Here is a 23,050-nt window from a genome sequence, read left to right on the forward strand (position 1 = left end):
TATTGTTTTGTTGCTTTTTAAAACTAGCGAATTGACTTCGCAAATGTTTGCTCTTAACTCTTAGTTAAGAGACCCTACACATTTGATTTGTCGAAAATTTGTTCAGTTTTCAAAGATCTACTTGGTTACTTTTGACAACTTTTATATCATATCAATTTTCACATTGTTTGTCAAGAACTTTTTTATTCTTAATTAAATGTTCATTTTGAATTAGTTGTTTACTGCTGAAGCAACGTTTATTACTTTACCAAGAATAATGTCCTTCGTCAAGCTTTTATTTACAATAAATCGAAATTTATGAATGTAACCGAAACCATTCATGAAAATCAGCCATTTTTATTAATTAATTAAAAAAATAATCTCAAAAAAAGACTAATTAAGCCTAATTTTGAAATTATTTTCAACAAATAATTATTAAAGTTTATCTAACTTATTTCATTATGCATTAACGCGACCTAACCAATATTTCTTTTTACCACGACGAATAATAACAAATTTACCATCAAATTCTGTAGCTGGATCAATCATAGCTTCTAAATCTTGAATTTTTTCACCATTAATTCGGATTGCACCATTTGTAATATCTTCACGTGCTTGACGTTTTGATGATTCAATTTTTGTATTAACTAATAATTCAACAATATTTTCTGGTTCTGCTTCTAACTCAACTGAAGGCATATTTTTAAATCCTTGTTCAATTTCACTTGTTGTTAATGCTTTCACTTCTCCTGAAAATAGTGCTGCAGAAATGTGCTCTGCTTCAATGACTGCTTCTGGACTATGAACAAATTCAGTTACTTCTCGTGCTAAACGACGTTGTGCCTCACGTTTTTCTGGAGCTGTTTCTACTGATTTTTGGTATTCAGCAATTTCATCTGACGTTAAGAATGTGAAAAATTTCAAATACTTCACAACATCCCGATCATCTTGATTCAACCAAAATTGGTAAAATTCATATGGCGTTGTCTTTTCTGGATTTAACCAAACTGCACCACCGGCTGTTTTACCAAACTTAGTTCCATCAGCTTTCAGCATTAACGGAATTGTTAGTCCATATGCTTTGGTGTCTGAACCGAGTTCTTTATGAATAAGATCAATTCCAGCCGTGATATTACCCCATTGATCAGCACCACCAATTTGTAATTGAACATCGTGATGCTTATGTAAATGGAGGAAATCGACTGATTGTAAAATTTGGTAAGTGAATTCTGTGAATGAAATCCCTACTTCTAGGCGACTTGCAACGACATCTTTTGCGAGCATGCTGTTCACGTTAAATAACTTACCGTAATCACGTAAGAAATCAAGCAAACTTATTTTTGATAACCAATCATAGTTATTTACGATTGAAATATTTGAATCTTGTCCAAATAATTTTGTCATTTGGGCCGTAAGGGCTTGTTCATTATGATGAACTTGTTCCATTGATTGGAGAACACGCTCTGAATTCTTACCACTTGGATCACCAATTGAACCTGTCCCACCACCGATAATAATATAAGGATGATGTCCTGCTAGTTGGAACCTTTTTAACATCATAAATGGAATTAAGTGTCCAATGTGCATACTATCGCCTGTTGGATCAACCCCACAATATAAGCCGATTGATTTTTCAGCCGTTAACTCACGTAACCCAGCTTCATCTGTTGTTTGATTAATAGCATCGCGCCATTCTAGTTCGTCAATAATATTCATTTCTGTTTCCTCCTATATAATATATGTATAAAAAAATCCCCAATATCTAAAAAAGATATCAGGGACGAATTAATTTCCGCGTTACCACCCAAGTTATTATCTATATATAGTAGATAATCGCTCAATCATCGTTAACGAGATGACCCGTTGTTAGCTCCATAGCGTACTTCACTTATCGGCATTCTCTGATTCACAGCGGCCATCAGATTTCTTTGCAATTGGTCGATAAATTACTGAACTACTTCATCACTTATAGCTATAATATACGTATCTTAAGCCTAAATGTCAATTTTTACCATGAACATTTTAGCCATCTAATGGGCAGTTTTATTGCTTTCTACTTTGTTGTTCGATACAATTTACTTACAAATTAAAAGTACCCTAGGAAGAAGATGAATCCAATGATACAAAAAGAAACCATGTCAGCCGTTGTGATTGATGAATTCGGTGGACAAGATCAACTTAAGCAACGCGAAGTACCTATGCCTGAAATGACTGCAGATCAAGTCATTATAAAAGAAAAAGCAGCTGGGATTAACCCTATTGATTGGAAGACACGTGAAGGTTATTTACAACCTATGCTCAAATGGTCTTTCCCTATCATCTTGGGTTGGGACGTTGCCGGTGTCATTACTGAAGTCGGCGCCAACGTAACCGACTGGAAAGTTGGCGATGACGTTTTCGCCCGTCCTGCTACAACTCGTTTTGGTACATACGCTGAATATACAGCTGTTGATGCTAATTTACTTGCACCAAAGCCTGAAAATATTAGCTTTGAAGAAGCTGCGGCCGTTCCTTTAGCTGGATTGACTGCATGGCAAGCCCTTTTTGATCATGGCCACTTACAAAAAGGTGAAAAAGTCTTCATTCATGCCGGTTCAGGTGGCGTTGGTTCTTTTGCTATCCAACTTGCTAAATCCGTTGGCGCTTACGTCATTACGACAACCAGTTCAAAAAACCTTGATTTTGTTAAGGGACTGGGTGCTGACCAAGTGATTGATTACAACCAAACAGATTTTACGGAAGTTTTAAAAGATATTGACCTAGTTATTGATACAATTGGTGGTAAAGCTCAAGAAAAATCAGTTGGTATCTTAAAACACGGTACAGGTCGTCTCGTTGCCATTACTGGTATTGATTCTGAAAAAACATCAGGACTTGCTGAAGCTAGAAAAGTGACTTTCAACTCCATTTGGTTAGAACCTAATGGTGAAGAATTAACTAAAATGGCTGATATGCTTGAAAATGGCACTTTAAAGGTGATTTTAGACTCAGTTCATGAGTTCTCTGCTGAAGGTGTAGCAGAAGCCCATGACCGCAGTGAATCACATCATGCGCTCGGCAAGATTGTCGTTCGCTTCAAATAATGCCCCCACTTATAGCAATTCAGACTTTTCTTGTCTGAATTGTTTTTTTGTTACTAAAAGTAACCACTTTTTCTGGTATTAAGTAAGCGATAGCATTATAATACTTATGAAGAATAAAATTTTGCAAAAAGGGGTTTTGCTATTATGACAGAAAAAATTAATGCTTCAGATGCAATGCTTAAAGTTTTAGAAGATTGGGGCGTTAAAACCGTCTATGGGTTACCTGGTGGCTCATTTGATTCAACAATGAACGCGTTACATAACCGTAAAGATACGATTAATTATGTACAAGTTCGCCACGAAGAAGTTGGGGCACTTGCTGCAGTCGGCGAAGCTAAAGTAACTGGTAAATTAGGTGTCGCTTTTGGTTCTGCTGGTCCTGGTGCTGTTCATTTATTGAATGGTCTCTATGATGCTAAACATGATGGCGCTCCTGTTCTTGCTTTAGTTGGACAAGTTGGCACACAAGTCATGAATACAAATTACTTCCAAGAAATGAATGAAAATCCAATGTTTGAAGATGTTGCTGTTTATAACCGTACAGCTACAACACCTGAGAATTTACCTGTTGTTGTTGATGAAGCTATTCGTCAAGCATACAAACACAATGGTGTGGCCGTTGTTACTATTCCAACTGATCTTGGGTGGCAAGAAATTGATGATACTTTTGTTTCAACAGCTGCAACTCATCAAACACCACTTTACCCAATGCCTCGCGATAAACAAATTCAAGATGCATTAGATATTTTGACAACAGCTAAAACGCCTATTATTTATGCTGGTAAAGGAATTCGTGGTGCTGGTAAAGAATTAATTGCACTATCTGAAAAATTATCATTACCAATCGCAACATCTGCACTTACTAAAACGATTATTCCTGATGATTACAAAGCTTACATGGGTTCTGCCGGCCGTGTTGCCAGCAAACCTGGTGTTGAACTTCTCCGTGGGGCTGATGCCGTTCTCTTCATCGGTACTGATTTCCCATTTGGTGAATATTTCTTCTCTCCAGATGCTAAATTCATTCAAGTCGATATCGATTCTGAAAAATTAGGTAAACGCCATGCTGTTGACGTTCCTATTTTGGCTGATGCTAAGGAAACTTTAATTGCCTTAAATAATGCTGTTAAAACACCTATTGCACCAACTAAATGGTACAAAGCAGCCATTGCTAACAAAGAAAACTGGTTTAAATGGATTGATAGCTTCAATGAAGATGATAGCAAAGAACTTCGTTTCGAACCTGTCTTCAATGAAATCAACAAAATTAAAGAAGACGACGCTATTTTCCAAATCGATGTTGGTAATGTAACTATCGAATCAATGCGTTTCTTACGTCTTGGTGAGAAAAATAAATTCACGACATCTGCATGGTATGCAACCATGGGTTATGCTTTACCAGCCGCAATTGGTGCTCATTCTGCATTCCCAGACCGTCAAGTTTTCTCAATTTCTGGTGATGGTGGTTGGGCAATGGTTATGCAAGATGTCTTAACGCAAGTTAAGTACAATATGCCTATCATTAACGTTGTCTTGAGCAACAAAGAACTTGGCTTTATCCGTGCTGAACAAGATGATAAACAACAACCACATTCAGGTGTTGATTTAATTGATGCTGATTGGGGTGCCATTGCAACTGATATGGGTGCCAAAGGTTACACGGTTCGTACATTAGCAGAATTAAAAGCTGCTTTTGCTGCAGCTAAAGGGTCAAAAGTGCCCGTTGTCATCGATGTTAAAGTGACATCTGATCGTCCACTTCCTGTTGAACAATTAGTTATTGATTCTAAAACACAAGATCCAGAAGCTGTTAAAGCTTTCACTAAAAAATACCAAACTGAAGGTTTAATTCCATTCCGTGAATTCCTTGAAAACCAAGATTAATTAACAAATATGAGGCTTCAAAAATTGGCTAACGCTGATTTTTGAAGCCTTTTTTTGTCGTCTTTAATAAGTTACGCAATTAGTCGCTTTATTTTTTTATTTTCAATAATTTATTTTAATTACTCATCCATTTTCCATAAAAAAAGTGTTTCTTATCAAAATATCAATAAGAAACACGATTTATTTACTTTTTATAATTCTTCACCATTTGAAAGAATTACCTTTTTATACCACTCAAATGATTTCTTTTTCGTACGATTTAACGTCCCTTGTCCTTCATCATCTTGATCTACATAGATAAATCCATAACGTTTACTCATTTGGCCTGTACTTGCCGCAACTAAATCAATACATCCCCAAGTCGTATAGCCTAGTAACTCAACGCCATCTATTTCAACGGCATCTTTAAAGGATTGAATATGTTTTTTTAAATAGTCAATTCTATAATCATCTTCAATATTTCCTTTTTCATCTGGAATATCAACAGCCCCTAACCCATTTTCAACAATAAATAATGGTTTTTGGTAGCGATCGTACAATTGATTTAACGAATTGCGTAGTCCAAGCGGATCAATTTGCCAGCCCCATTCCGTAGAAGGTAGATATTTATTTTTAATAGAAGGAAAAATATTACCCGTTGCTTGTGAATAATCTTCTGGATGTGCGCTAACCGTTCTCGAACAATAGTAAGAAAATGTTACAAAATCAACAGGTGACTCTGCCAATATTGCTTTATCACCTTCATCCATTAAAATATTTAGTCCTTCACGTTCAAATTTTTTCAATGCATAATTTGGATATTTACCTCGTGCTTGAATATCAATAAAGAAGTATCCTTCCCTATCCCGGTTAATCGCTTCTTGATAATCTTCAGGGCGACTAGTATAGGGATAATGGCTTCCACCCGCTAACATACACCCAACTTTATTTTGATCATCAATTTCATGTGCTAATTTAGTTGCCAAAGCACTTGCTACCAGTTGATGATGTGCAGCTTGATATTTAATTTCTTGTTTATTATCTCCTGGTTTAAATACGATTCCACCTCCAACAAAAGGTTGATGAAGTAAAATATTAATTTCATTAATGGTTAACCAATAATGAACTAACCCTTTGTACCGTTTGAAAACAGTTTGTGCATAATGCGTGTAAAATTTAATTAGTTTTCTATTTTTCCATCCGCCATATTCTTTTATTAAATGAACAGGTACATCAAAATGGGCAATTGTAACTAATGGTTCAATATGATATTTTCTCAGTTCTTTAAAAATATTCTCGTAAAATATTAATCCCGCTTCATTTGGATTTTCTTCATCTCCATTAGGAAAAATACGTGACCAAGAAAGCGACATACGATAAACTTTAAAACCCATTTCTGCAAATAATTTAATATCTTCCATATATCTATGATACATATCGATTCCTACTTTTGCTGGATAGTAATAGCCCTCTTTCCATTCCAACATTTCTAAATCACCCGTAGCGACTTTACCCCGATCTGGTCCAGTTGGAAGTAAATCTACATTCGAAAGTTTACGTCCACCTTCTAATACGCCACCTTCAGATTGATTAGATGCCGTAGCACCACCCCATAAAAAATTCTTATTTAATTGCATTTTTACGCCTCCTAAACTTTAATCGTCAATACGTCTTCGCCTTTGGTAACATCTCCAGATTTAATAACTTCTATCGACTTATATTGTGCAGTATTCGTTATAATTACAGGCACTTGAGTTAAATATCCCGCTTCGTTTATCTTTTCTTTATCAAAAGTCACTAATAGCTGTCCTTTAGAGACTTCATCATCCGTCTCAATTAGTGTTTCAAAATATTTCCCATTTAATTCAACAGTATTCAACCCAATATGAATTAAAACCTCAACACCAGTATTAGATACAAGACCAATGGCATGTTTAGTTGGGAAAACCGCTACAACTTTACCATCAAATGGCGCATAAACCTCTCCACCTGAAGGATCGATTGCAAAACCTTTACCTAACGCTTCTGATGCAAATGCTTCATCTGCTACTTGACTTAAAGGCATAATAGTTCCGGAAATGGGCGTTGCCATGTGCGTATTTTCTAAAATAACGGTTTTAATTTCTGGAATTTCTTCTTCTTTTTCAAATTTAAAACTTAATATATACGTCAGTACAGCTGTTACACACGCTGATATTATTAAAGCAATAATCATATTCCAGAAAAATTTCATCGTATCATCACCTATATAAAGTAAGATTGCTGGTATTCCAGAAGAACCCGTTGCAAAACGATGCGTATTCGTTAATCCAGCATATAATCCACCTGAAGCACCACCAATCATAGCAGCAACCAATGGATATTTTTTAGGCAAATTAACACCATAAAGTACGGGTTCTGTAATACCCATAAATGCTGTAATTGATCCTGAAACAGCTAATTGTTTTACTTTTTTATTTTTAGTTCGAAAAGCAACGACTGCAGCTGCTGTCGCTTGGGCAATATTAGAAACCAATGCACCCGGTCCAAAGATACTATCATGTCCAAGTTGAGCCATCTGCATGACTCCAAGTGGTGCAATACCATTATGTAAGCCAAACATCACCATAATAGGTAATAGTCCACCGATTAAAACGGCCGGAACCCAGCTTGCGTTGACACTTAGGAAAGTAAAGAACGTTGCTAGATATCCACCTAAAATACTACCTATGGGTCCTAAAATAGAAAATGCTAATGTTCCCATAATAAGAAAAGTTAACATTGGAACAAATACTAACTCAACAGATTTAGGAATGATTTTTTCTAGATACTTTTCAACATATGATTGCACAATAATAATAATTAAAATTGGAATAACTGATCCAGTATAAGTTGTTAATGTGAACGGAATGATATCAAAAAAGTTAACAGGATGACCTGCACTTACTAAAGTTCCCCAATTGGGATGCATCATCATTGCAGCAACAGAAACAGCTAAAATTGGATTGCTTCTTAATTTTTGGGCAACGGTGAAGGCTAAAATCATTGGTAAAAAGAAAAAGACACCATCTGCGAATAAGTTAAGCATATAATACGTTTGAGACTCAGGCGAGACAACGTTAAAAACAACTAAAAGCGCCAAAACCGCCTTGACCATTCCTGCACCTGAAAGTGCAGGAATAATGGGTTGAAATGCCCCAGCAATAAAATCCATAATCGTGGCTGGAATACGCTTCTTTTCTGAGTCGTTATTATTATTTTTCTGACCGTCAAGATGTTTTTCAACTTCTTCAAAAACATCTTTAACATATGTCCCTATAACAACTTGATGAACACCAGCATTATTGATATATTTAGCGACACCGTCCAAATCTTCTAACTTTTCTATATTAATCTTGGACTCATCAGAGACTTTAAATCGCAACCTCGTCTGACAATGATAGGCGTCTGTAATATTCTCTTTACCACCCAATTGTTCTATAATACTTTTAGCTAATTTTTCATATTTTTTACTCATAAAATCACCTCTAATAAATTTTTAAAAATTTTATGTGTCGTAACGGTTCATACATAATATTTCCCTTGATTTAAATTTACCACCATAAAACAGCGCTTTCAACGCTATTACACTATGTCGAAATGTATTTCACTTTATTTTATAATTGACCCATTTCCATGGAATTAATTTCACGTTCTAGCTCTTTATGAATCATTTAATATTACAAAAGGCTCAAAATAATCACTTACAACGCGCAACCATTGTAAATGACTTTATTTTGAGCCTTTCTACTTTTTTATATTAACGTTCATTTACATTCCTTACTTAAAAATCCTCTGCTATATCCTTAAACGTTGTCTTCCTCAATCCCTCTAAGTGACGAGAATCATTAATCTTCATTTGCAAATTTTTATCATAGTTTAAAGAAAATACTTTTGCATATAATACATTTAATATAAATCGAATCGATTCTTCTGTAGAAAAATTAGCTATCTTAGAATACAATTTTTCTCTACTAGCTATATTCAATGAAACTGTTGCATAATTTCTCAAATAACTCTCTCCACCCCCTGTAATACTAATAATAGGAACATTATTTTTCAATAAAGTACTAACATTTTTCATTGGATATGCCTCTGGGTTATTTCCAGAATACGATATGATAACAACACAATCTTTATTCGTTAATGAATTGGCTATTAGTCCTGATTCATCCGCATTTGTCACAAACGCTCTTTTATAAATAGTATTCAAATTTCTTTTAAAAGATTCTCCCAAATAGGAGTTAGGACTTCTACCTAAAATGACGGTTGTGTTAGCCTGATTAATCATTTCAGCAGCCCTGTCTATATCAGTTAATGAAATCAAAGACGTTGTTTCTTTGATGGTTTGTATACCTAGACTCGCAAGATTTTCAATAATTTGCAAGGTGTCAGCAGATTTATCAAAAGGCAAATTAAAATCTGACTCAAAACCGTCCTTATCAAATTGTGCGACCTCATGTGTAAATGCATATGTAAATTCTTTCCATCCTGAATAATCAAAATATTTTGCAAATCGGACAAGTGTTGGTTTAGAGGTATGCGTCATACTTGCTACTTCTTCCATGGAATAGATGGCTATTTTTTCTCTATTCGCCAAAATAAATTCTCCAATTGTCCTTCTAGCATCATTTTGTTTAAAAACTGCTTCCTCAATTTTTTGAAAAAGGTACATTCTATTTACCCTCCAATTTTATATCACAACTAAAAAAGCCCCCAACCATCACAGCCGGGAACTTAACTTATCTATTTCAAAATAGTATCAATTTTTGCTAACTCTGCTTCACTGAAATCTAAATGATCGAGCGCTTTTAGATTATCCATTAATTGGCTCACACGACTTGCGCCAATAATAACTGATGAAACGGAATCATCTTTCAAATCCCACGATAAAGCCATTTCAGCCAATGATTGACCACGACTAGCCGCCACTTCGTTCAAGGCTTTGACTTGAACAAGCGTTTTTTCAACACGTTCTGCGGGTAATGAGTCGAAACGTTTTACACGAGAATCATCAGGAATACCATTAAGGTAACGATCCGTCAATAAGCCTTGGGCCAACGGACTGAATGCCACTGTCCCAATTTTTTCCTGTTTTAAGACATCTTTCAACCCATCTTCAATCCAACGGTCCAACAAGTTATAACGAGGTTGATGAACGACAATTGGCGTATGTTTAGCTTTCAACAACTGAATCATCTTCTCAGCTTCTGGTGCACGGTAATTAGAAATACCGATATATAGCGCCTTACCTTGACGTACCAACAAATCTAAAGCTTCTGCTGTTTCTTCCAAAGGTGTATTTGGATCTGGACGATGATGATAAAAAATATCGACATAATCCAACTGCATGCGTGACAAAGATTGATCCATACTAGCAAACAGATTTTTCTTTGATCCCCACTCACCATAAGGACCTGGCCACATATAATAACCAGCCTTCGTTGAAATAACCATCTCATCACGATGTGTCCCTAAATCTTCACGTAAAATGCGGCCAAAGTTCTTCTCGGCAGCACCATCACCGTAATTATTAGCTAAATCGAAATAAGTAATTCCATGATCAAATGCTGTTTCAATAATTTCTTTTTGCGTTACTAGTGGTGTCTCATCACCAAAGTTTTTCCATAATCCTAAAGCGATTGCAGAAACTTTTAGACCACTATTGCCTAAACGATTATAAATCATTTTATCATAACGTTTTTCATTTGCTTGATACATTAACTATCCCTCCAAATCTAACTACAGCTTAATTATAGCGCTTTCACAGTTGCTATACAATTACCTTTTTTCCACAAAAAAAGGACAGTCAATTGACTGTCCTCTTCTTGTGTTCAGAAATAAAAGGTTTCACATTCATTATTTACTACTATTAGTCCTGGGGGAACTTATATTAATTTATTAACGAACTGCTTTACCCTGTCTATATTTCATGAACCCTGCCACAGAAAGCAACATGATGAAGCCAATTACTGACATACCCATCTGTTGTGTATCCCCTGTCTGTGGCAATGACCCGTTTTTAGAAGTTGTCATCGCAACCATATGTGGCTTGCTGGTTGTTGAATGACTCAATTCTGTCGGCGTCTTTGCTGGTACTTCTTTTGACGTATCAGGTTTTTTTACATCTGGTTCTGGTTGCTTACCCGTCAGTTCAATGCCAACCTCAGTTGAATAACTTGCAGCTGAAACTGAGCCGAATCCGGTTATCACCATTAGCCCAAATGCTAAAGTACTAAACAATAATACCCTTTTAAACATCGTGTTAATCATTCTACACCTACTTCCCCGTCAGTGTTTTGAGCTTACTTTTTGTCTAATTCTTCAAGTAATTGACGTTTTGCTTCTTCAACTGCTTCTTCTTTATCTTTCTTATTCTTACGACGTAAGATCAGGAAGAGAATCAAAAAGAGTAATAGTAAGATTAAGAAACCGGCAAGAATATACCACATTGTGTAATCCTTTTCCAAATCTACAGCTTTCTTATTAAGTTTCTTAGCATCAGCACCATTGATTGTGAAGTTTTGTTTCCATTCCCAATGGTTTTTACCAGAGTCAGCAGTCATTTCAAGACGGTATTTACCCGCTTTGAATTCCTGATTATCCCAGCTAATTCCGTAATTAAAGTTAGTATTTGGTGCCATCGTCATGTTTGACGTTTTAGATTCAAACAAAACTTTTTTACCATTTCTTGCATACACTTTACCGTGTACTTTAAGATTTTTAATTGCAGTCATTTTATTATCTTGTAACTTAACCTTCAACGTATTACGGTAATTTGCTTGTCCAGGTTTAATTGATAACAATTCCATATTTGGTTTAACTGAAGTTGTGTTTTCACGAAGCGAAACGCCCACAACATAAGCATAACGATTCTTAATTTGAACCCCTGACTTATCTGCTTTTTCTTTCGCTTTATCAATTTTTTCTGTGAAGTAAATACCACCAGCGATTAAACCAGTATATGGTTTAGCAGGCATTGTCACATCGATTTTTTGTTTAATAGCTGATTTAGCAGGAATCGTCACTAGCGTATCTGTTGTTGCTAATTTTGAAAATGGCTGTGTCATAGATTTATCTAGTGTCGGATTAACAGCTTTATATTCAACAACCCCATTATCATTTGTCATCGCAGCATTCGGATGGACCTCAACCGTCACAGCTTTGTTCGTTGCATTTTTCATATCAACAACTAAAGTTTGTTTCTGGTTAGGCTTCATCTTCAAGTCAAAATAAGTTTGATTCTTATCAATCTGATTTGATGGTATTTGAGCTTCAACTGAGAAGCTCATTGCCGCAGCTTGCACCTTGGCTACCTGACTACCTGCAAAAAATAAAACGGTTGCGAATGCGGCAAAAATGCCCGCTGTTACTCTCTTCTTCATCACTAAATATCTCCCTTTTCTTCTTCATACAAAATTAATTAAATTTACACGCCAGCATTAGTTAAAGTCCATGTTAAATCTGAAGAGTATTGGTCTCCAATTACTTTAGCTGTGCTACCCGGTACCACCAATTGAACACCGCTATTTTTTCCATCAGAATCAGCGTTAGCAGCATCTCCAAACATGTCAGTTGTCACACCAACATTACTTGATGAAAAGACAGCTCGACTCTTTTGATCACCTGAAAGTGTCACATCTTGAGTCACTGCATCATTAGCATCAGCCGTTGTCTTAGCGGTTGTTGTGCTAAGGTTTAACGTTGCACCCGTTAATTCAGTTTTTGATGTTTTTGATACAAATGGCGTATTAGAAACACTCAGTGACCAGTGACCTGCAAGTTTATTAGTCACTTGAACATACTGACCAACGTCCTTAGTATTACCTTCATCAAGAACTAACTTATCATCGGCATCACGATCATCTTGGTACTGAGTCACATTATCGAACGTTGCACCATACTTCTTATCAGAACCCGAAACCTGAATTTCCCCAAAATGAATGGGTGAAATATAATCAATTCTCAGGTCTCCGGTTCCAGGAACGAATGGATTAGTTGGGTCAGTTGGCTTAACTGGTTTTGTTGGGTCGGTTGGATCAACCGGACTTGTTTGTTCAAGTAATTTCAAACTAGTATCTGTTGTGCCTGTTTGTCCGTCAATAGCAATATCGCCACCGGCAGCAAGAACATTAGCACTACTAATTCCTAACGGTATGAGGAAGGTCGTTAATGCTATTGAACTAATTAATTTAGTTGTCATTTTCATAAATAGGCCCCCACCTTTCTGTTACCCGTTAGAAATTATGCACCTAAAGCGTCATCTGTTAATGTCCAAGTTAATGTTGATGTGTATAATGTATCTTTAACTTTTTTAGTTGTACCAGGAACTGTTAAAGCACCATCAGCAAAATTACTTTCTGTAACACCCATACCAGTATTAGCTTTAGCTGCAGAATAATCAACTGCATTTCCAGAACCATCTAATTTAACTGATTTTGCAGGTGTTGCTATATATTTATCGCCGTTATCATTCGTTGATGAACTATTTGTTAATTCAAATGTTGCAGCAGTCAATGCATCTTTAGCGTCAGTTGCAAATTCTGTGTTCGCAACCTTAACAGTCCAACCAGCATTGCTTCCACGATTATCTGTAACTTTTGCATTGGCTGTTACAGTATCAACAGGATAAGTAATATCACTACCACTAATTTCTTTTGAACCAAAGCTGATATCACTAACATGCGTTAGTGTTAAATCACCCTCAGGATCCGTTGTATTTTCTGTAAATGTTGCATCTGCTTTACTGTCTTTACTATTAACATCAGCAGCAAATGCTGGAGTTGCTAGTGCTGAAAGACTCATAAGAGCCATTGAGCTCACTAAAATTCTTGATAATTTCATTATGTTTCCCCTTTGTGTTATCCCTTTTGTTTAACCAGTAATTAACCGGCGAAAACGTCATTTGTTAATGTCCATACTAAGTCAGTTGTATATGTGTCGCCAGCATTCTTTTTAGATGTACCAGGAACTGTTAATGTTACGGCATCTGCAGCGTCTGCTGCGTCTTTACCAAAAGCATCAGTCCATGTACCCATTCCTTGGTCAGCTTTAGCTCCCATTACTGTTGAAGCATCTGTTCCAATAACTTGAGCAGTTTGTGTTGCAGTTGGGTCTACAGTAGGATCTACAGCATTTTTACCAGCAACTGTTTGTTTGCCAGCAGCAATTGCTAATTCAGCACCTGTTAATTTTTCACCGTTAGAAGCAAATTGTGCACCTTCGTTAACTGTTAAAGTCCATCCAGCATTTGTCCCACGTTTATCTGTCACTTGGACGTAGTTAGGAACATCTCTTGTTCCATCTTTATCTGTAACACTTTGTACTTTAGCTTTGTAAACTTGGTTATCACCAGAGATGATTTGTTCACCAAATGCAAGACTTGATGCGAAATCAATTGATAAAGGACCAGCTGTTCCGGGGTGAACGGGTTTTGTTGGATCTGTTGGATCAACGGGTGTAACTGGGTCTGTTGGGTCTGTTGGATCAACGGGATCTGTTTGGCTATCGTCATCCTTAAAGCTTACACTACCAGTTGAATGATATACGCCACCCTTTGATCCATCTACGCCATCTGCTTTTGTTGCTGCTGATACTGAACTTGATGCTGCTACCATACCTAATACTGCTGCTGAGCTAAGTAAAATTTTTGACATTTTCATAATTTATTTCCCCTTTTGTAATCTAAGTTTTTTTATTTTTTTTAAACAAGTTAAATCAAGTGACTATTTAGATTCCCGCATCCGTTAAAGTCCAAGTAATATCTGATGAGTATTTTTGGTCAACAAGTTTTTGGCCACCTGGAACTTCTAATTTAACTGAATCATGTACATCTTGGTCTGATTGTTTTTGAACATTACCAAAAGCATCAGTCCATGTTCCGGCACCTTCACCGTCAGCTGCTGTCATAACAGCTTCATCTTTAGTCCCATCACCAATGACAACTGTTTTGTTTAAATCAGTTGGACCTTTTTTTGAAGCGTCATCATCAGCATTACGTGTGTTTTGGTTTGTTAATGTCATTTGAGCACCCTTAATAGCTGATGAGCCATCTTCACTTGTAAATGCTTTTGTTTGAGCAACTGTTAACTTCCAACCTGAAACAGATCCACGGTTATCAGAAACTTGTAAGTAGTTAGGCACTTTGTAGACATCGTTAACCTTATGAGCATCTGAATCAGCAGCTGCTGTTACTTCAACAAGATGTGCATCATAAGTTGCTTTGTTACCAGAAATCTTTTGGCTACCAAAGTTAAAGTTAGAAACGTAATCAATTGATAATGGACCACCTGTTCCAGGGTCGACTGAAGGATCTGTTGGATCAACTGTTCCGGGTTGTCCAGGATCAACAATACCAGGGTCAGTTGAACCACTATTTTTTGTATAAGAAATGATACCATGTGATTTGTAATCTACCGTTGTTGTATCAGCTGATACAGCTGATGTTGATGCAGTTACTCCCATAAGACCTAATGTACCTAAAAGTACGACGTTTGCTAATTTCATAATCAATTTCCCCTTGTTTTATCTTTTTTTATAAAGCACTATCTGTTAATGTCCACGTTAAATCTGTTTTGTAAAACCCTGCAACCTTTTTAGTGGCAGCTGGTACAGCAATTGAGATACTTGTTTTTGCATCTTCATTACTTGTACCGAACGAATCTTCCCAGGTACCCATACCATGGTTTTCTGTCGCCGTTAAGACGGTTGATTCATCCCCACCAGCTGCGATTGCCACCGTTTTAGCCGCAGTTGGTTTCATTGATACATTGTTCTCACCCGTAGCAGTTCCATGCGTTAAAGTAATAACAGTTCCCTTTAATTCATTCTTGCCACTCATCATAGGTGTTGCTTCTGAAGCGGTTAGTTTCCATCCACTATCTGTTCCTCGATCATCTGTCACTTGAATGTAGTCTGGTGTTTCAATTTCTTTCCCATTCTTGTCCGTCATATGATTAAGTTCTGCATAGTAAACTTCATCTTTCCCTGAAATTTTTTGCTTATCAAAATTGATATTTGACGCGTAATCAATTGATAATGGGCCAGCAGTTCCTGGTTCCGTTGGATCTATTGGATCTAGCGGATCTGTTGGATGCGTTGGATCTACTGGCGGTATTACATCTGTATTTTTGTAATATTCAATGTAACCGTGAGAAGTATAATTCACTGTTGTGGCATCTGCATGAACGACCTGCGCAACCCCTAGCAATGAACTAGCTCCTAATAAAACACTTAGAATCAATTTTTTTGCCATTGATTTCCCCCCTTCCCCCGATGGAAATATGGTACATAATAAAAGTTTTTAAAGTTTATTACCTATTTTTATGGTGCAGTAACCATTGACCAGTTAATCTGACCTGTATATGAGCCTTCAGCATTCATTAAGTTTTTGTCCTTACCAGCTAACTCAACTCTAACGGTGTTCTTTGTCCCACCTAAATTAATTGGATCTGGTTTAGCCAAATCTGTTGTATCATTAAATACAAGTGTACTTTGCTTACCATCAATTGGATCCCTTCCACCAATTGCATTAATAAAATAAACAACTCCTGATAAGGTCTTACTTTTATCAACAGTACTTGTTAGGTCACTCGATGAAACGTAAAGTGAATAATCTTCTTTACCTGGATTATCAAATGTCACGTTATAATCATCAGGAGTATCATCCTTCCCTCTAAGCTTTAACGTCTCAGCCGCATAAGGTAAAACCACACCATCCTTGTTACCAAAATGAATTGATGTTGGCACATGTGTTAAGGCCGCTGGACCCCCAGTGACAGTTATTTTGACATGTTTGTTTAGCGTAACTGTTTTACCAGCATCTTCATAACTAGCCGTCACAATCGCTTTCACACCTGTACTGAATCTCGTTGAATCTTTTGTTAAGTTTGTATATGAAACTTTAACAGTCAGTGACTTACCATCCGCCAAGTACCAAGCCTTAGCAGCTGATTTTTTAAGAATCAACGCATTAATAGCATCTGTTGATAAAGTCGCTAATTTGTCAGTCTTAATAACCGTAAAATCATTAGCTTCAATGGCTGCGAGCTTATCATGGTTTGAGGCATCATCCAAGACATTAACTGGTACGGGAACTTTAGCCGTTTCTTTAGGTGTCACATCCGTATCTGTTAAGAGCATATCTTGAATATAGAAACCGACCGTTTTATTATCAATCGGTTTTTTCGATGGATTCGTCGTATCGATTGTTAACGTATGTTTATTATCAACTGTCTTCTTAGGATCTTTTGGATCTGGTAAATTCATAATTGTTAAGTCTTTAATTAACGTATCTTCATCAGTTGAAACAGTTCCGCCTAATTTAATAACCTGGGGTAATCCTGTTGCACCTAATTTAAATAGGTTAACGGTAACTTTAACAGGTACCTTTTGTATATTATTATCGGTATCGATAGCCGTAATTGTTACTTCATTGGCACCTGATTTTAACTTAGTAGCATCAAGGTTTACTGTATAATCTACAGAAGTATCTATTTTCCCAGTATCATAAGCCGTTGTTGCTGAAGTTTTATCTGGATACGTCACTTGGATGTGTCCTTTAGTGCTATCAGGATCTGAAACCTCCCCTGTAATCTCAAGCGCATCTGTTTGGTCCGCATAAGCATTGATTGTTGCCGGTGTAGCTGTCGCAACAGGTGGTGCTGCCGATGCCGATGTAGCCCCATACGTTAGATAAGACCCATTTGTAAGTGTCTCCCCTTGTTTCAAGGAAACTGGATTAGCTTTTAGTAAATATGCAGTCTGAGCATCCTTAACTATACTCAATGGGTGTGCAATATCATAAATAGTAATATTCGTCTCAGCTGCTGAGTCTTCCATTCCAGTTCCAAGTGCGCCATTTTTAAAATAGGTACCAATATCACCCTTCCCCATAATACTATGATAGTTAGATGCAGCGGTTTGAACGTAGTTTCCGCCTGAATAATTCGTCCAACCCTTCTTAAAGGGAGCATGTGTACTAGGATCAATCAGCGATAAACTTAGCGCATGGTTTCTACCTGTCATCTTGAACCCCTGATTAGGGGCCGAACTAACTACTGGGGTATTTTGCTTGTCAACAAAAGGTTGTGCCCCTTCAACAGCTCCAATATCTCTAGTCTCAGCCGCATTATTAGTAATCCTGAAATATCGATAAATACCGCCGCTATTGTCGTACATTTCTTCAAAAGTATAACTTAGATTGTATTCTTTATCATACATTGTTGCTTTAAAACCAGTATTAGTCGTATTCTTATAGAGATGATACTCTCCAACATTTGTTCCTTCCCGCATAGCAGAAAATATTGAGGCCACGGCTTTCCCATCATAATACCCACGATCATCTGGAACGGCACCATTAATAATAATTCCGTCATCAATCCTTGGGGCATTATTTACGTTAGCGTTAGTACCTTGGTTTGTCTGGCTTGGAAACAACCAACTAGATAAATTAGTTTGCTGCTTACTTTCATATGGTCGCCTGTTACTCAATTCATTAGGCTGAAACTTTAAAAATACATTTCCAAAATAGATAGCAGGTTCATCTAGATTATCTGTGGCACCTGATTGTGTAACAAATTCTGTTGCTGAGGTGGCTACATAATCTTTATCCACCCACGTTGTATGCATTGGATCAGCATCTGTAGGTGCCATATAATTCTCATCAGCCTTTGTTGCTTTAGACTTTGTTTTTTCTTCATTTTTTTGTTTATTTGTTGTTTTAGATGTCGTTTGTTTGTCTGAGGTTTTAGTTTTTTCGTTTGTTGTCGGTTTATCTATGGTTTTGTTTATTACTGTCTTTTTTATCGTTGCTGCTTTTTCAATCGTTGTTTGGGCATAAACATGGCTACTATTATTTCTGTTAGTCATAGCTCCACCAGCCAATAACCCAGCAAAAATAGCACTTGTCATTAACGTTAATGAAAGCCATCCTTGTTTACCACTATTGTGTCGTTCCATATTCGGTTCCCCCTAAATTTAATCAATACTCTGTTTTCTTGCCCGAATAAAATATTAGCCCCACCAATATTTTATTTGCTACCCTACTCATAGAATGAAACTCGTACTTAACTTCTATTTTTACGCTACAGTCATTCTACTACATAATTTATTTCAATGTTAAATCTTTTATTTTATTTTTTTTAAAATAATTGAAATGGACGCTTTTTACAAAAAATTGATGGCTACAGAAGTAAATATTCCGTAACCATCAGCTTGTTCATTCAATTAACTTAACCATTTATTTTTTATTCTTCTCACGCGCCATTTTTAGCATTTGTTGATACTTGGTTACTTCAGCCTGTTTCTTATGGTTATCTCTAACCAACTTCGTAATCAAGGCAATCAGTAATAAAACAATTAACAAGACAGCAATTAATAGATACAGCCAAGTATAATCATGTTTAATAGTGACATCTTTTTTATTTAACTTTTTGGCTTTTTGGCCATCTATTCTGAAATCTTCGACAAGATGCCATTTTTGATTTTTAGATTTAACAGTCGCGTGTAGCGTATACGTTCCAGGTTCCAAGGCTTTTCCGTCTAACGGAATCGGATAAGCAAACAATGAACTAGGCGCAATCTGCATCCCCGCTGTTTTTGACTGATACAACACCTTCTTGCTGCCGTGACTTGTGATAGTTGCCTCAATCTCCGCTTGATTAAGAAACTCAGGAATTTGATTATCTAGTTTTAATGAAATCACATTGCGGGCATTAATCTGTCCTGCTTCAACACCAGCCATCTTCAAAGTTCTTTTTGACGTATTCGGTTGACCATGCAAGACAATGGCTTCATTGAAGACAAAACGATTATTAACAAGCGTATCACCCTCTTGTCCATTCATAGCCTTCTTAGTTTCTTTTTCACTAACTTGCACACTCCCTGCAACGACACCTTCAAATGTTGTTGCAGGCATGGTAAGATTAAAAGGTATCTTTTCAGTCGTTTTCGCGGGAATTTGGTAACGCGCTACTCGTGACTTGACTAAGTTGGTTAACGGTATCGCTGATTGCGTTAAATTTGTTTTAGTTGCTGCCTGATACTCGACCACGCCATTATAATTAGTCGTCGCTACTCTCACTGTTGGTTCCACCGTAATTGGTTTATTTGAGACGTTCGTGACATCAACATATAGTGTGGTTTTTTGATTCTCATTTAACTTCAAATCAAAATAGGTGACGTCTTTATCTAATTGATACGCATTCGTCTCAGTCGTAACTTTAAAATTAATCTGATCCGCCTGCACCGTTTGGTTACTACTTATTAGAAAAAATAATGCGCCTATTATATAGTAGAAACTGAAAATGATATTTCTCTTTTGTCTATTCATTATACCCACCTATTCAGCTTTTACTTATTCGTCGGTGCATTATTCAATGACCAAGTCACTTCTGTTTGATAAACTTCAGCCATCTTAGTTGTTGCTTTAGGAATTGCGAGGCTCACACTTTTATCTTTCGTTTCCATATTGCCAAAACGATAGATCCAGGTCCCGTATCCTTGATCACCAGTTGCACTGACAACCGTCTTATCAGCACCCACGGATAAATCAAAATCTTTTTGGTAGTAGCTAGGCTTTTTATCACTAGACACTGATGCCAATTCCGCATGACCATAATGCAAGACCGCACCAGTCAATTCTTTGTTCGTCTTATTCGACTTAAACTGTTGGCTTTGTTTAACATTTAAAGTCCAACCACCGAGTTTCCCAGTTAGATTGGACACTTGAATATAGTTAGGACGTGAAGCCCTATTTTTCATTTCTTGTGCCTTAGCATAGTAGACATTGTCTTTTGTGTTAATCTGATTAGTTCCGAAATCCAAAGAAGACGCATAATCAATCGTTGTGTCCCCACTCTGATAAACCATTGACGCTTTTGAATGTTGAGATATTTCTTTTGCAGATGCAGGCTTACTTGTCCCCATGATCAGTAGCCCTAATAGTGCTGTAATGGAAATCAATAGTTTTATCAATCGCATGTTTGTCCCCTTCCAATTGTTCATGGCATATATATTTTACTATAGCACATTGCGACCCTTTTTTTCACAAGCAATTTATCTATTTTTTTAAATTTTTTAAATTAATAGAAATGACTGTTAAACGTTTCCCTATCATAATTAAAACGGTATGTATTACCTTGGAGGTTATTTTATGAATTTTATCTTTAACAAAGACGATATTCGAAAATTACAATTATTTTCGTTTCTCGAAAGTAGCTATGCGCAGACAGCCACGATTAAAGAAATCAAAACGGCACTTGAATGGTCAACATTCATTACAACAACTGCGGCTACAGAATTAGAAAAAGACATCGCTGAATACGACTTAGAATCGTATTATACAATCATATTTGAAAATAAAGCAATTAGTTTACAAAAATCAGGTCGAGATTCTATTAACCATCTTATTTATGTCTACGCAACTAATTCGGCTAACTTTAAACTATTAAACAATATTTTAATGACTGATGCTAATCATTTTGACATAGATGCGTTCGCAGAGTCTATCTTTTTGAGTACCTCAAAAACGTATCGGATTAAGTATGCGTTGGATGATGCATTAACTGATTTAGGGTTAAGTATTGATTCTGATTTTAAAATGGCTGGACCAGAAGAAAAAATCAGAATGTTTTACTACCAAATATACTTGGAAGTCTATAAAAATTACGAATTTCCATTCAGTGACGCCATTGATGCTGAATCAAATAAATTATTCAACCAGATTATGCCCTTAATCAAAACGATTCCAACACATACCCAAATTCTCAAGTTAAAATTTATGTTTGCTATCTTGTTGCAACGTCTATCTTTTAATCATTCGATTAAAACTTCAGATGTCTTCTTACAACCACTAGCTAATCCAGATTTAGCAAAAGAAATTGAAGCTGTTTTAAAAGACCACGATCTCACCGCACATTTATCGGCGTGTGACCAACATGCTGAAGCAGAATTCATTATCAACTTCCTTTATTCGGAAGAGCTTATTTCTGCTGAGATTTGTGAGCCCGCTCTTAAACAGAAAATTACAACATTAAATAATTCATTTTTAACCGAGCTTAACAGCTTTTTTAATACTGAGTTGTCTGAAAAAATTAAAAGTCAGATCTTTTCAGGATTATCTGCCATTAATTTCCAACATTTTTACAAAGTACCACTGTATTTCAGCTGGAATACAGTAGTAAATGATACCATCCTAAACGAAAATTATAACTGGTTCTATCTATTTGTCGATGATTTCATCAAAAAAGATACAGATACTATCGCACATTTAATTGATTTAACAAAATCAAATGAATCAACGAATCTCAAGTCCAACTATATCTTCCTTTTGATTAGATTCCTTGAGACAGCCTCAGTCGTCAAACCAGTCACTGTTACCATTGATTTTTCTGCGGGTCGTAACTACAACGAATTAATCTATAAGAGTTTAAAAGCTTTACCCTTCTTCAATATCAATGTGAATTTTCGTTTATCTAAAGACACGGATATTTATCTTTCTGACTTCTTATTAGCAGATGTCGATTCACATTATTTAATCTGGGGTGCACCACCTTTAGCAACTGACTGGGAAACCTTCGCCAATGTTCTAGTTGCTGTTCGTAGTAATTCAGGAAGCGGGGATCCAAATGACGAAAAAGAACACTAATGATCATTATCATAAAACATCTTTATATTATGGCGGAATAACCCTGATTTCTTCATTACTCATAGGTGGTCCCGTATTGGCCGACTCAACTCTTGTCCATCCGGTTGATCCCATTAACCCAAGTCAAGATGCAACACCCATTAACCCAAAAGGACACAAAGAAAGCCAGGATAAAACAGCTCCTAAACCAGTTACCAAATCAAAAACAATCACAGAAAAAAAGAAATTAAAGGCCGATAAAGAAAAAAACCTTGCCGCTTCTCCAATCACCTTTCTATCTGACAAAGAACAACACCCTGTGACACCGCCAGATCAATTATTTTCACATACCGCATCAGGAAATATGGCCTACCATATTTCAGGGAGACTGATTCACGGTGTAAAAGGTGCTAACACATAATCTAACTGATTTTTAAAAGCTCGCTAATTCGTCTTATTTGTGCCACTATTAGTCTCATAG

General features: G+C 36.4%; 19 protein-coding genes and 1 other annotated feature. Of the genes, 4 read left to right on the plus strand and 15 right to left on the minus strand.

Annotation, left to right across the window (positions count from 1 at the left end; translation table 11 throughout):
- Positions 1–438: 438 nt before the first annotated feature.
- Positions 439–1,695, minus strand: coding sequence for a tyrosine--tRNA ligase (gene tyrS, locus ACVQ8P_RS06465; protein WP_462298390.1), 1,257 nt, complete (start codon positions 1,693–1,695; stop codon positions 439–441).
- A 57-nt stretch (positions 1,696–1,752) separates the two neighbouring features.
- Positions 1,753–1,951, minus strand: a binding site (T-box leader).
- 163 nt (positions 1,952–2,114) lie between these two features.
- Here tyrS and ACVQ8P_RS06470 point away from each other — a divergent pair.
- Both ACVQ8P_RS06470 and spxB read left to right on the plus strand, forming a co-directional pair.
- A complete protein-coding gene (locus tag ACVQ8P_RS06470; RefSeq protein WP_462298549.1) occupies positions 2,115–3,062 on the plus strand; it encodes an NADP-dependent oxidoreductase in 948 nt (315 codons plus the stop codon).
- 144 nt (positions 3,063–3,206) lie between these two features.
- Positions 3,207–4,946 (plus strand): pyruvate oxidase, encoded by a 1,740-nt coding sequence (gene spxB, locus ACVQ8P_RS06475; RefSeq protein WP_462298392.1) that lies wholly within the window; start codon positions 3,207–3,209, stop codon positions 4,944–4,946.
- 191 nt (positions 4,947–5,137) lie between these two features.
- Here the strand turns inward: spxB and ACVQ8P_RS06480 are convergent, their stop codons facing one another.
- The 14 genes from ACVQ8P_RS06480 to ACVQ8P_RS06545 form a co-directional block, all read right to left on the minus strand.
- Entirely contained in the window at positions 5,138–6,562 is a 1,425-nt protein-coding gene (locus ACVQ8P_RS06480; RefSeq protein ID WP_462298394.1) for a 6-phospho-beta-glucosidase, read from the minus strand.
- A gap of 11 nt (positions 6,563–6,573) precedes the next feature.
- Positions 6,574–8,421, minus strand: a complete 1,848-nt coding sequence (locus tag ACVQ8P_RS06485; RefSeq protein ID WP_462298395.1) for a beta-glucoside-specific PTS transporter subunit IIABC — start codon at positions 8,419–8,421, stop codon at positions 6,574–6,576.
- 306 nt (positions 8,422–8,727) lie between these two features.
- Entirely contained in the window at positions 8,728–9,618 is an 891-nt protein-coding gene (locus ACVQ8P_RS06490; protein WP_462298397.1) for a MurR/RpiR family transcriptional regulator, read from the minus strand.
- Between the two features lie 71 nt (positions 9,619–9,689).
- Positions 9,690–10,664, minus strand: a complete 975-nt coding sequence (locus ACVQ8P_RS06495; protein WP_462298399.1) for an aldo/keto reductase — start codon at positions 10,662–10,664, stop codon at positions 9,690–9,692.
- A gap of 180 nt (positions 10,665–10,844) precedes the next feature.
- Entirely contained in the window at positions 10,845–11,216 is a 372-nt protein-coding gene (locus ACVQ8P_RS06500; protein WP_462298401.1) for an LPXTG cell wall anchor domain-containing protein, read from the minus strand.
- A 32-nt stretch (positions 11,217–11,248) separates the two neighbouring features.
- Positions 11,249–12,328: a DUF916 and DUF3324 domain-containing protein gene (locus tag ACVQ8P_RS06505; RefSeq protein ID WP_462298403.1), complete on the minus strand. Its 1,080-nt coding sequence runs from the start codon at positions 12,326–12,328 to the stop codon at positions 11,249–11,251.
- Positions 12,329–12,372: 44 nt separating this feature from the next.
- Entirely contained in the window at positions 12,373–13,152 is a 780-nt protein-coding gene (locus ACVQ8P_RS06510; RefSeq protein ID WP_462298405.1) for a WxL domain-containing protein, read from the minus strand.
- 35 nt (positions 13,153–13,187) lie between these two features.
- A complete protein-coding gene (locus tag ACVQ8P_RS06515) occupies positions 13,188–13,787 on the minus strand; it encodes a WxL domain-containing protein (protein ID WP_462298407.1) in 600 nt (199 codons plus the stop codon).
- 41 nt (positions 13,788–13,828) lie between these two features.
- Positions 13,829–14,605: a WxL domain-containing protein gene (locus ACVQ8P_RS06520; RefSeq protein WP_462298409.1), complete on the minus strand. Its 777-nt coding sequence runs from the start codon at positions 14,603–14,605 to the stop codon at positions 13,829–13,831.
- A 67-nt stretch (positions 14,606–14,672) separates the two neighbouring features.
- Complete coding sequence (locus ACVQ8P_RS06525) at positions 14,673–15,449, minus strand: WxL domain-containing protein (protein WP_462298410.1); 777 nt, start codon at positions 15,447–15,449, stop codon at positions 14,673–14,675.
- Positions 15,450–15,477: 28 nt separating this feature from the next.
- The gene (locus ACVQ8P_RS06530; RefSeq protein WP_462298411.1) at positions 15,478–16,197 is read right to left on the minus strand and encodes a WxL domain-containing protein; all 720 of its coding nucleotides are present in this window, start codon (positions 16,195–16,197) and stop codon (positions 15,478–15,480) included.
- Between the two features lie 68 nt (positions 16,198–16,265).
- Positions 16,266–18,902: a hypothetical protein gene (locus ACVQ8P_RS06535; protein ID WP_462298412.1), complete on the minus strand. Its 2,637-nt coding sequence runs from the start codon at positions 18,900–18,902 to the stop codon at positions 16,266–16,268.
- A gap of 280 nt (positions 18,903–19,182) precedes the next feature.
- Entirely contained in the window at positions 19,183–20,274 is a 1,092-nt protein-coding gene (locus ACVQ8P_RS06540; RefSeq protein WP_462298413.1) for a DUF916 and DUF3324 domain-containing protein, read from the minus strand.
- Positions 20,275–20,294: 20 nt separating this feature from the next.
- On the minus strand, positions 20,295–20,924 hold the full coding sequence (locus tag ACVQ8P_RS06545; RefSeq protein WP_462298414.1) for a WxL domain-containing protein: 630 nt from the start codon (positions 20,922–20,924) through the stop codon (positions 20,295–20,297).
- A gap of 172 nt (positions 20,925–21,096) precedes the next feature.
- Between ACVQ8P_RS06545 and ACVQ8P_RS06550 the strand changes: the two genes are divergently transcribed.
- Together ACVQ8P_RS06550 and ACVQ8P_RS06555 are read left to right on the plus strand one after the other, a co-directional pair.
- Complete coding sequence (locus tag ACVQ8P_RS06550) at positions 21,097–22,590, plus strand: helix-turn-helix domain-containing protein (RefSeq protein WP_462298415.1); 1,494 nt, start codon at positions 21,097–21,099, stop codon at positions 22,588–22,590.
- On the plus strand, positions 22,571–22,990 hold the full coding sequence (locus ACVQ8P_RS06555; protein ID WP_462298416.1) for a hypothetical protein: 420 nt from the start codon (positions 22,571–22,573) through the stop codon (positions 22,988–22,990). Before ACVQ8P_RS06550 ends, ACVQ8P_RS06555 begins: the two co-directional genes overlap by 20 nt.
- Positions 22,991–23,050: the final 60 nt, after the last annotated feature.

The organism is Dellaglioa sp. BT-FLS60, assembly GCF_054941065.1.

Bases quoted from the DNA above. Each gene is read 5' to 3' on its own strand.
- ACVQ8P_RS06525 (WP_462298410.1), bottom strand. From the start codon at position 15,449: ATGAAATTAGCAAACGTCGTACTTTTAGGTACATTAGGTCTTATGGGA.
- ACVQ8P_RS06555 (WP_462298416.1), top strand. From the start codon at position 22,571: ATGACGAAAAAGAACACTAATGATCATTATCATAAAACATCTTTATAT.
- ACVQ8P_RS06490 (WP_462298397.1), bottom strand. From the start codon at position 9,618: ATGTACCTTTTTCAAAAAATTGAGGAAGCAGTTTTTAAACAAAATGAT.
- spxB (WP_462298392.1), top strand. From the start codon at position 3,207: ATGACAGAAAAAATTAATGCTTCAGATGCAATGCTTAAAGTTTTAGAA.
- ACVQ8P_RS06495 (WP_462298399.1), bottom strand. From the start codon at position 10,664: ATGTATCAAGCAAATGAAAAACGTTATGATAAAATGATTTATAATCGT.
- ACVQ8P_RS06520 (WP_462298409.1), bottom strand. From the start codon at position 14,605: ATGAAAATGTCAAAAATTTTACTTAGCTCAGCAGCAGTATTAGGTATG.
- ACVQ8P_RS06485 (WP_462298395.1), bottom strand. From the start codon at position 8,421: ATGAGTAAAAAATATGAAAAATTAGCTAAAAGTATTATAGAACAATTG.
- ACVQ8P_RS06505 (WP_462298403.1), bottom strand. From the start codon at position 12,328: ATGAAGAAGAGAGTAACAGCGGGCATTTTTGCCGCATTCGCAACCGTT.
- ACVQ8P_RS06480 (WP_462298394.1), bottom strand. From the start codon at position 6,562: ATGCAATTAAATAAGAATTTTTTATGGGGTGGTGCTACGGCATCTAAT.
- ACVQ8P_RS06470 (WP_462298549.1), top strand. From the start codon at position 2,115: ATGTCAGCCGTTGTGATTGATGAATTCGGTGGACAAGATCAACTTAAG.
- ACVQ8P_RS06500 (WP_462298401.1), bottom strand. From the start codon at position 11,216: ATGATTAACACGATGTTTAAAAGGGTATTATTGTTTAGTACTTTAGCA.
- ACVQ8P_RS06550 (WP_462298415.1), top strand. From the start codon at position 21,097: ATGAATTTTATCTTTAACAAAGACGATATTCGAAAATTACAATTATTT.
- ACVQ8P_RS06535 (WP_462298412.1), bottom strand. From the start codon at position 18,902: ATGGAACGACACAATAGTGGTAAACAAGGATGGCTTTCATTAACGTTA.
- ACVQ8P_RS06545 (WP_462298414.1), bottom strand. From the start codon at position 20,924: ATGCGATTGATAAAACTATTGATTTCCATTACAGCACTATTAGGGCTA.
- ACVQ8P_RS06540 (WP_462298413.1), bottom strand. From the start codon at position 20,274: ATGAATAGACAAAAGAGAAATATCATTTTCAGTTTCTACTATATAATA.
- tyrS (WP_462298390.1), bottom strand. From the start codon at position 1,695: ATGAATATTATTGACGAACTAGAATGGCGCGATGCTATTAATCAAACA.
- ACVQ8P_RS06510 (WP_462298405.1), bottom strand. From the start codon at position 13,152: ATGAAAATGACAACTAAATTAATTAGTTCAATAGCATTAACGACCTTC.
- ACVQ8P_RS06515 (WP_462298407.1), bottom strand. From the start codon at position 13,787: ATGAAATTATCAAGAATTTTAGTGAGCTCAATGGCTCTTATGAGTCTT.
- ACVQ8P_RS06530 (WP_462298411.1), bottom strand. From the start codon at position 16,197: ATGGCAAAAAAATTGATTCTAAGTGTTTTATTAGGAGCTAGTTCATTG.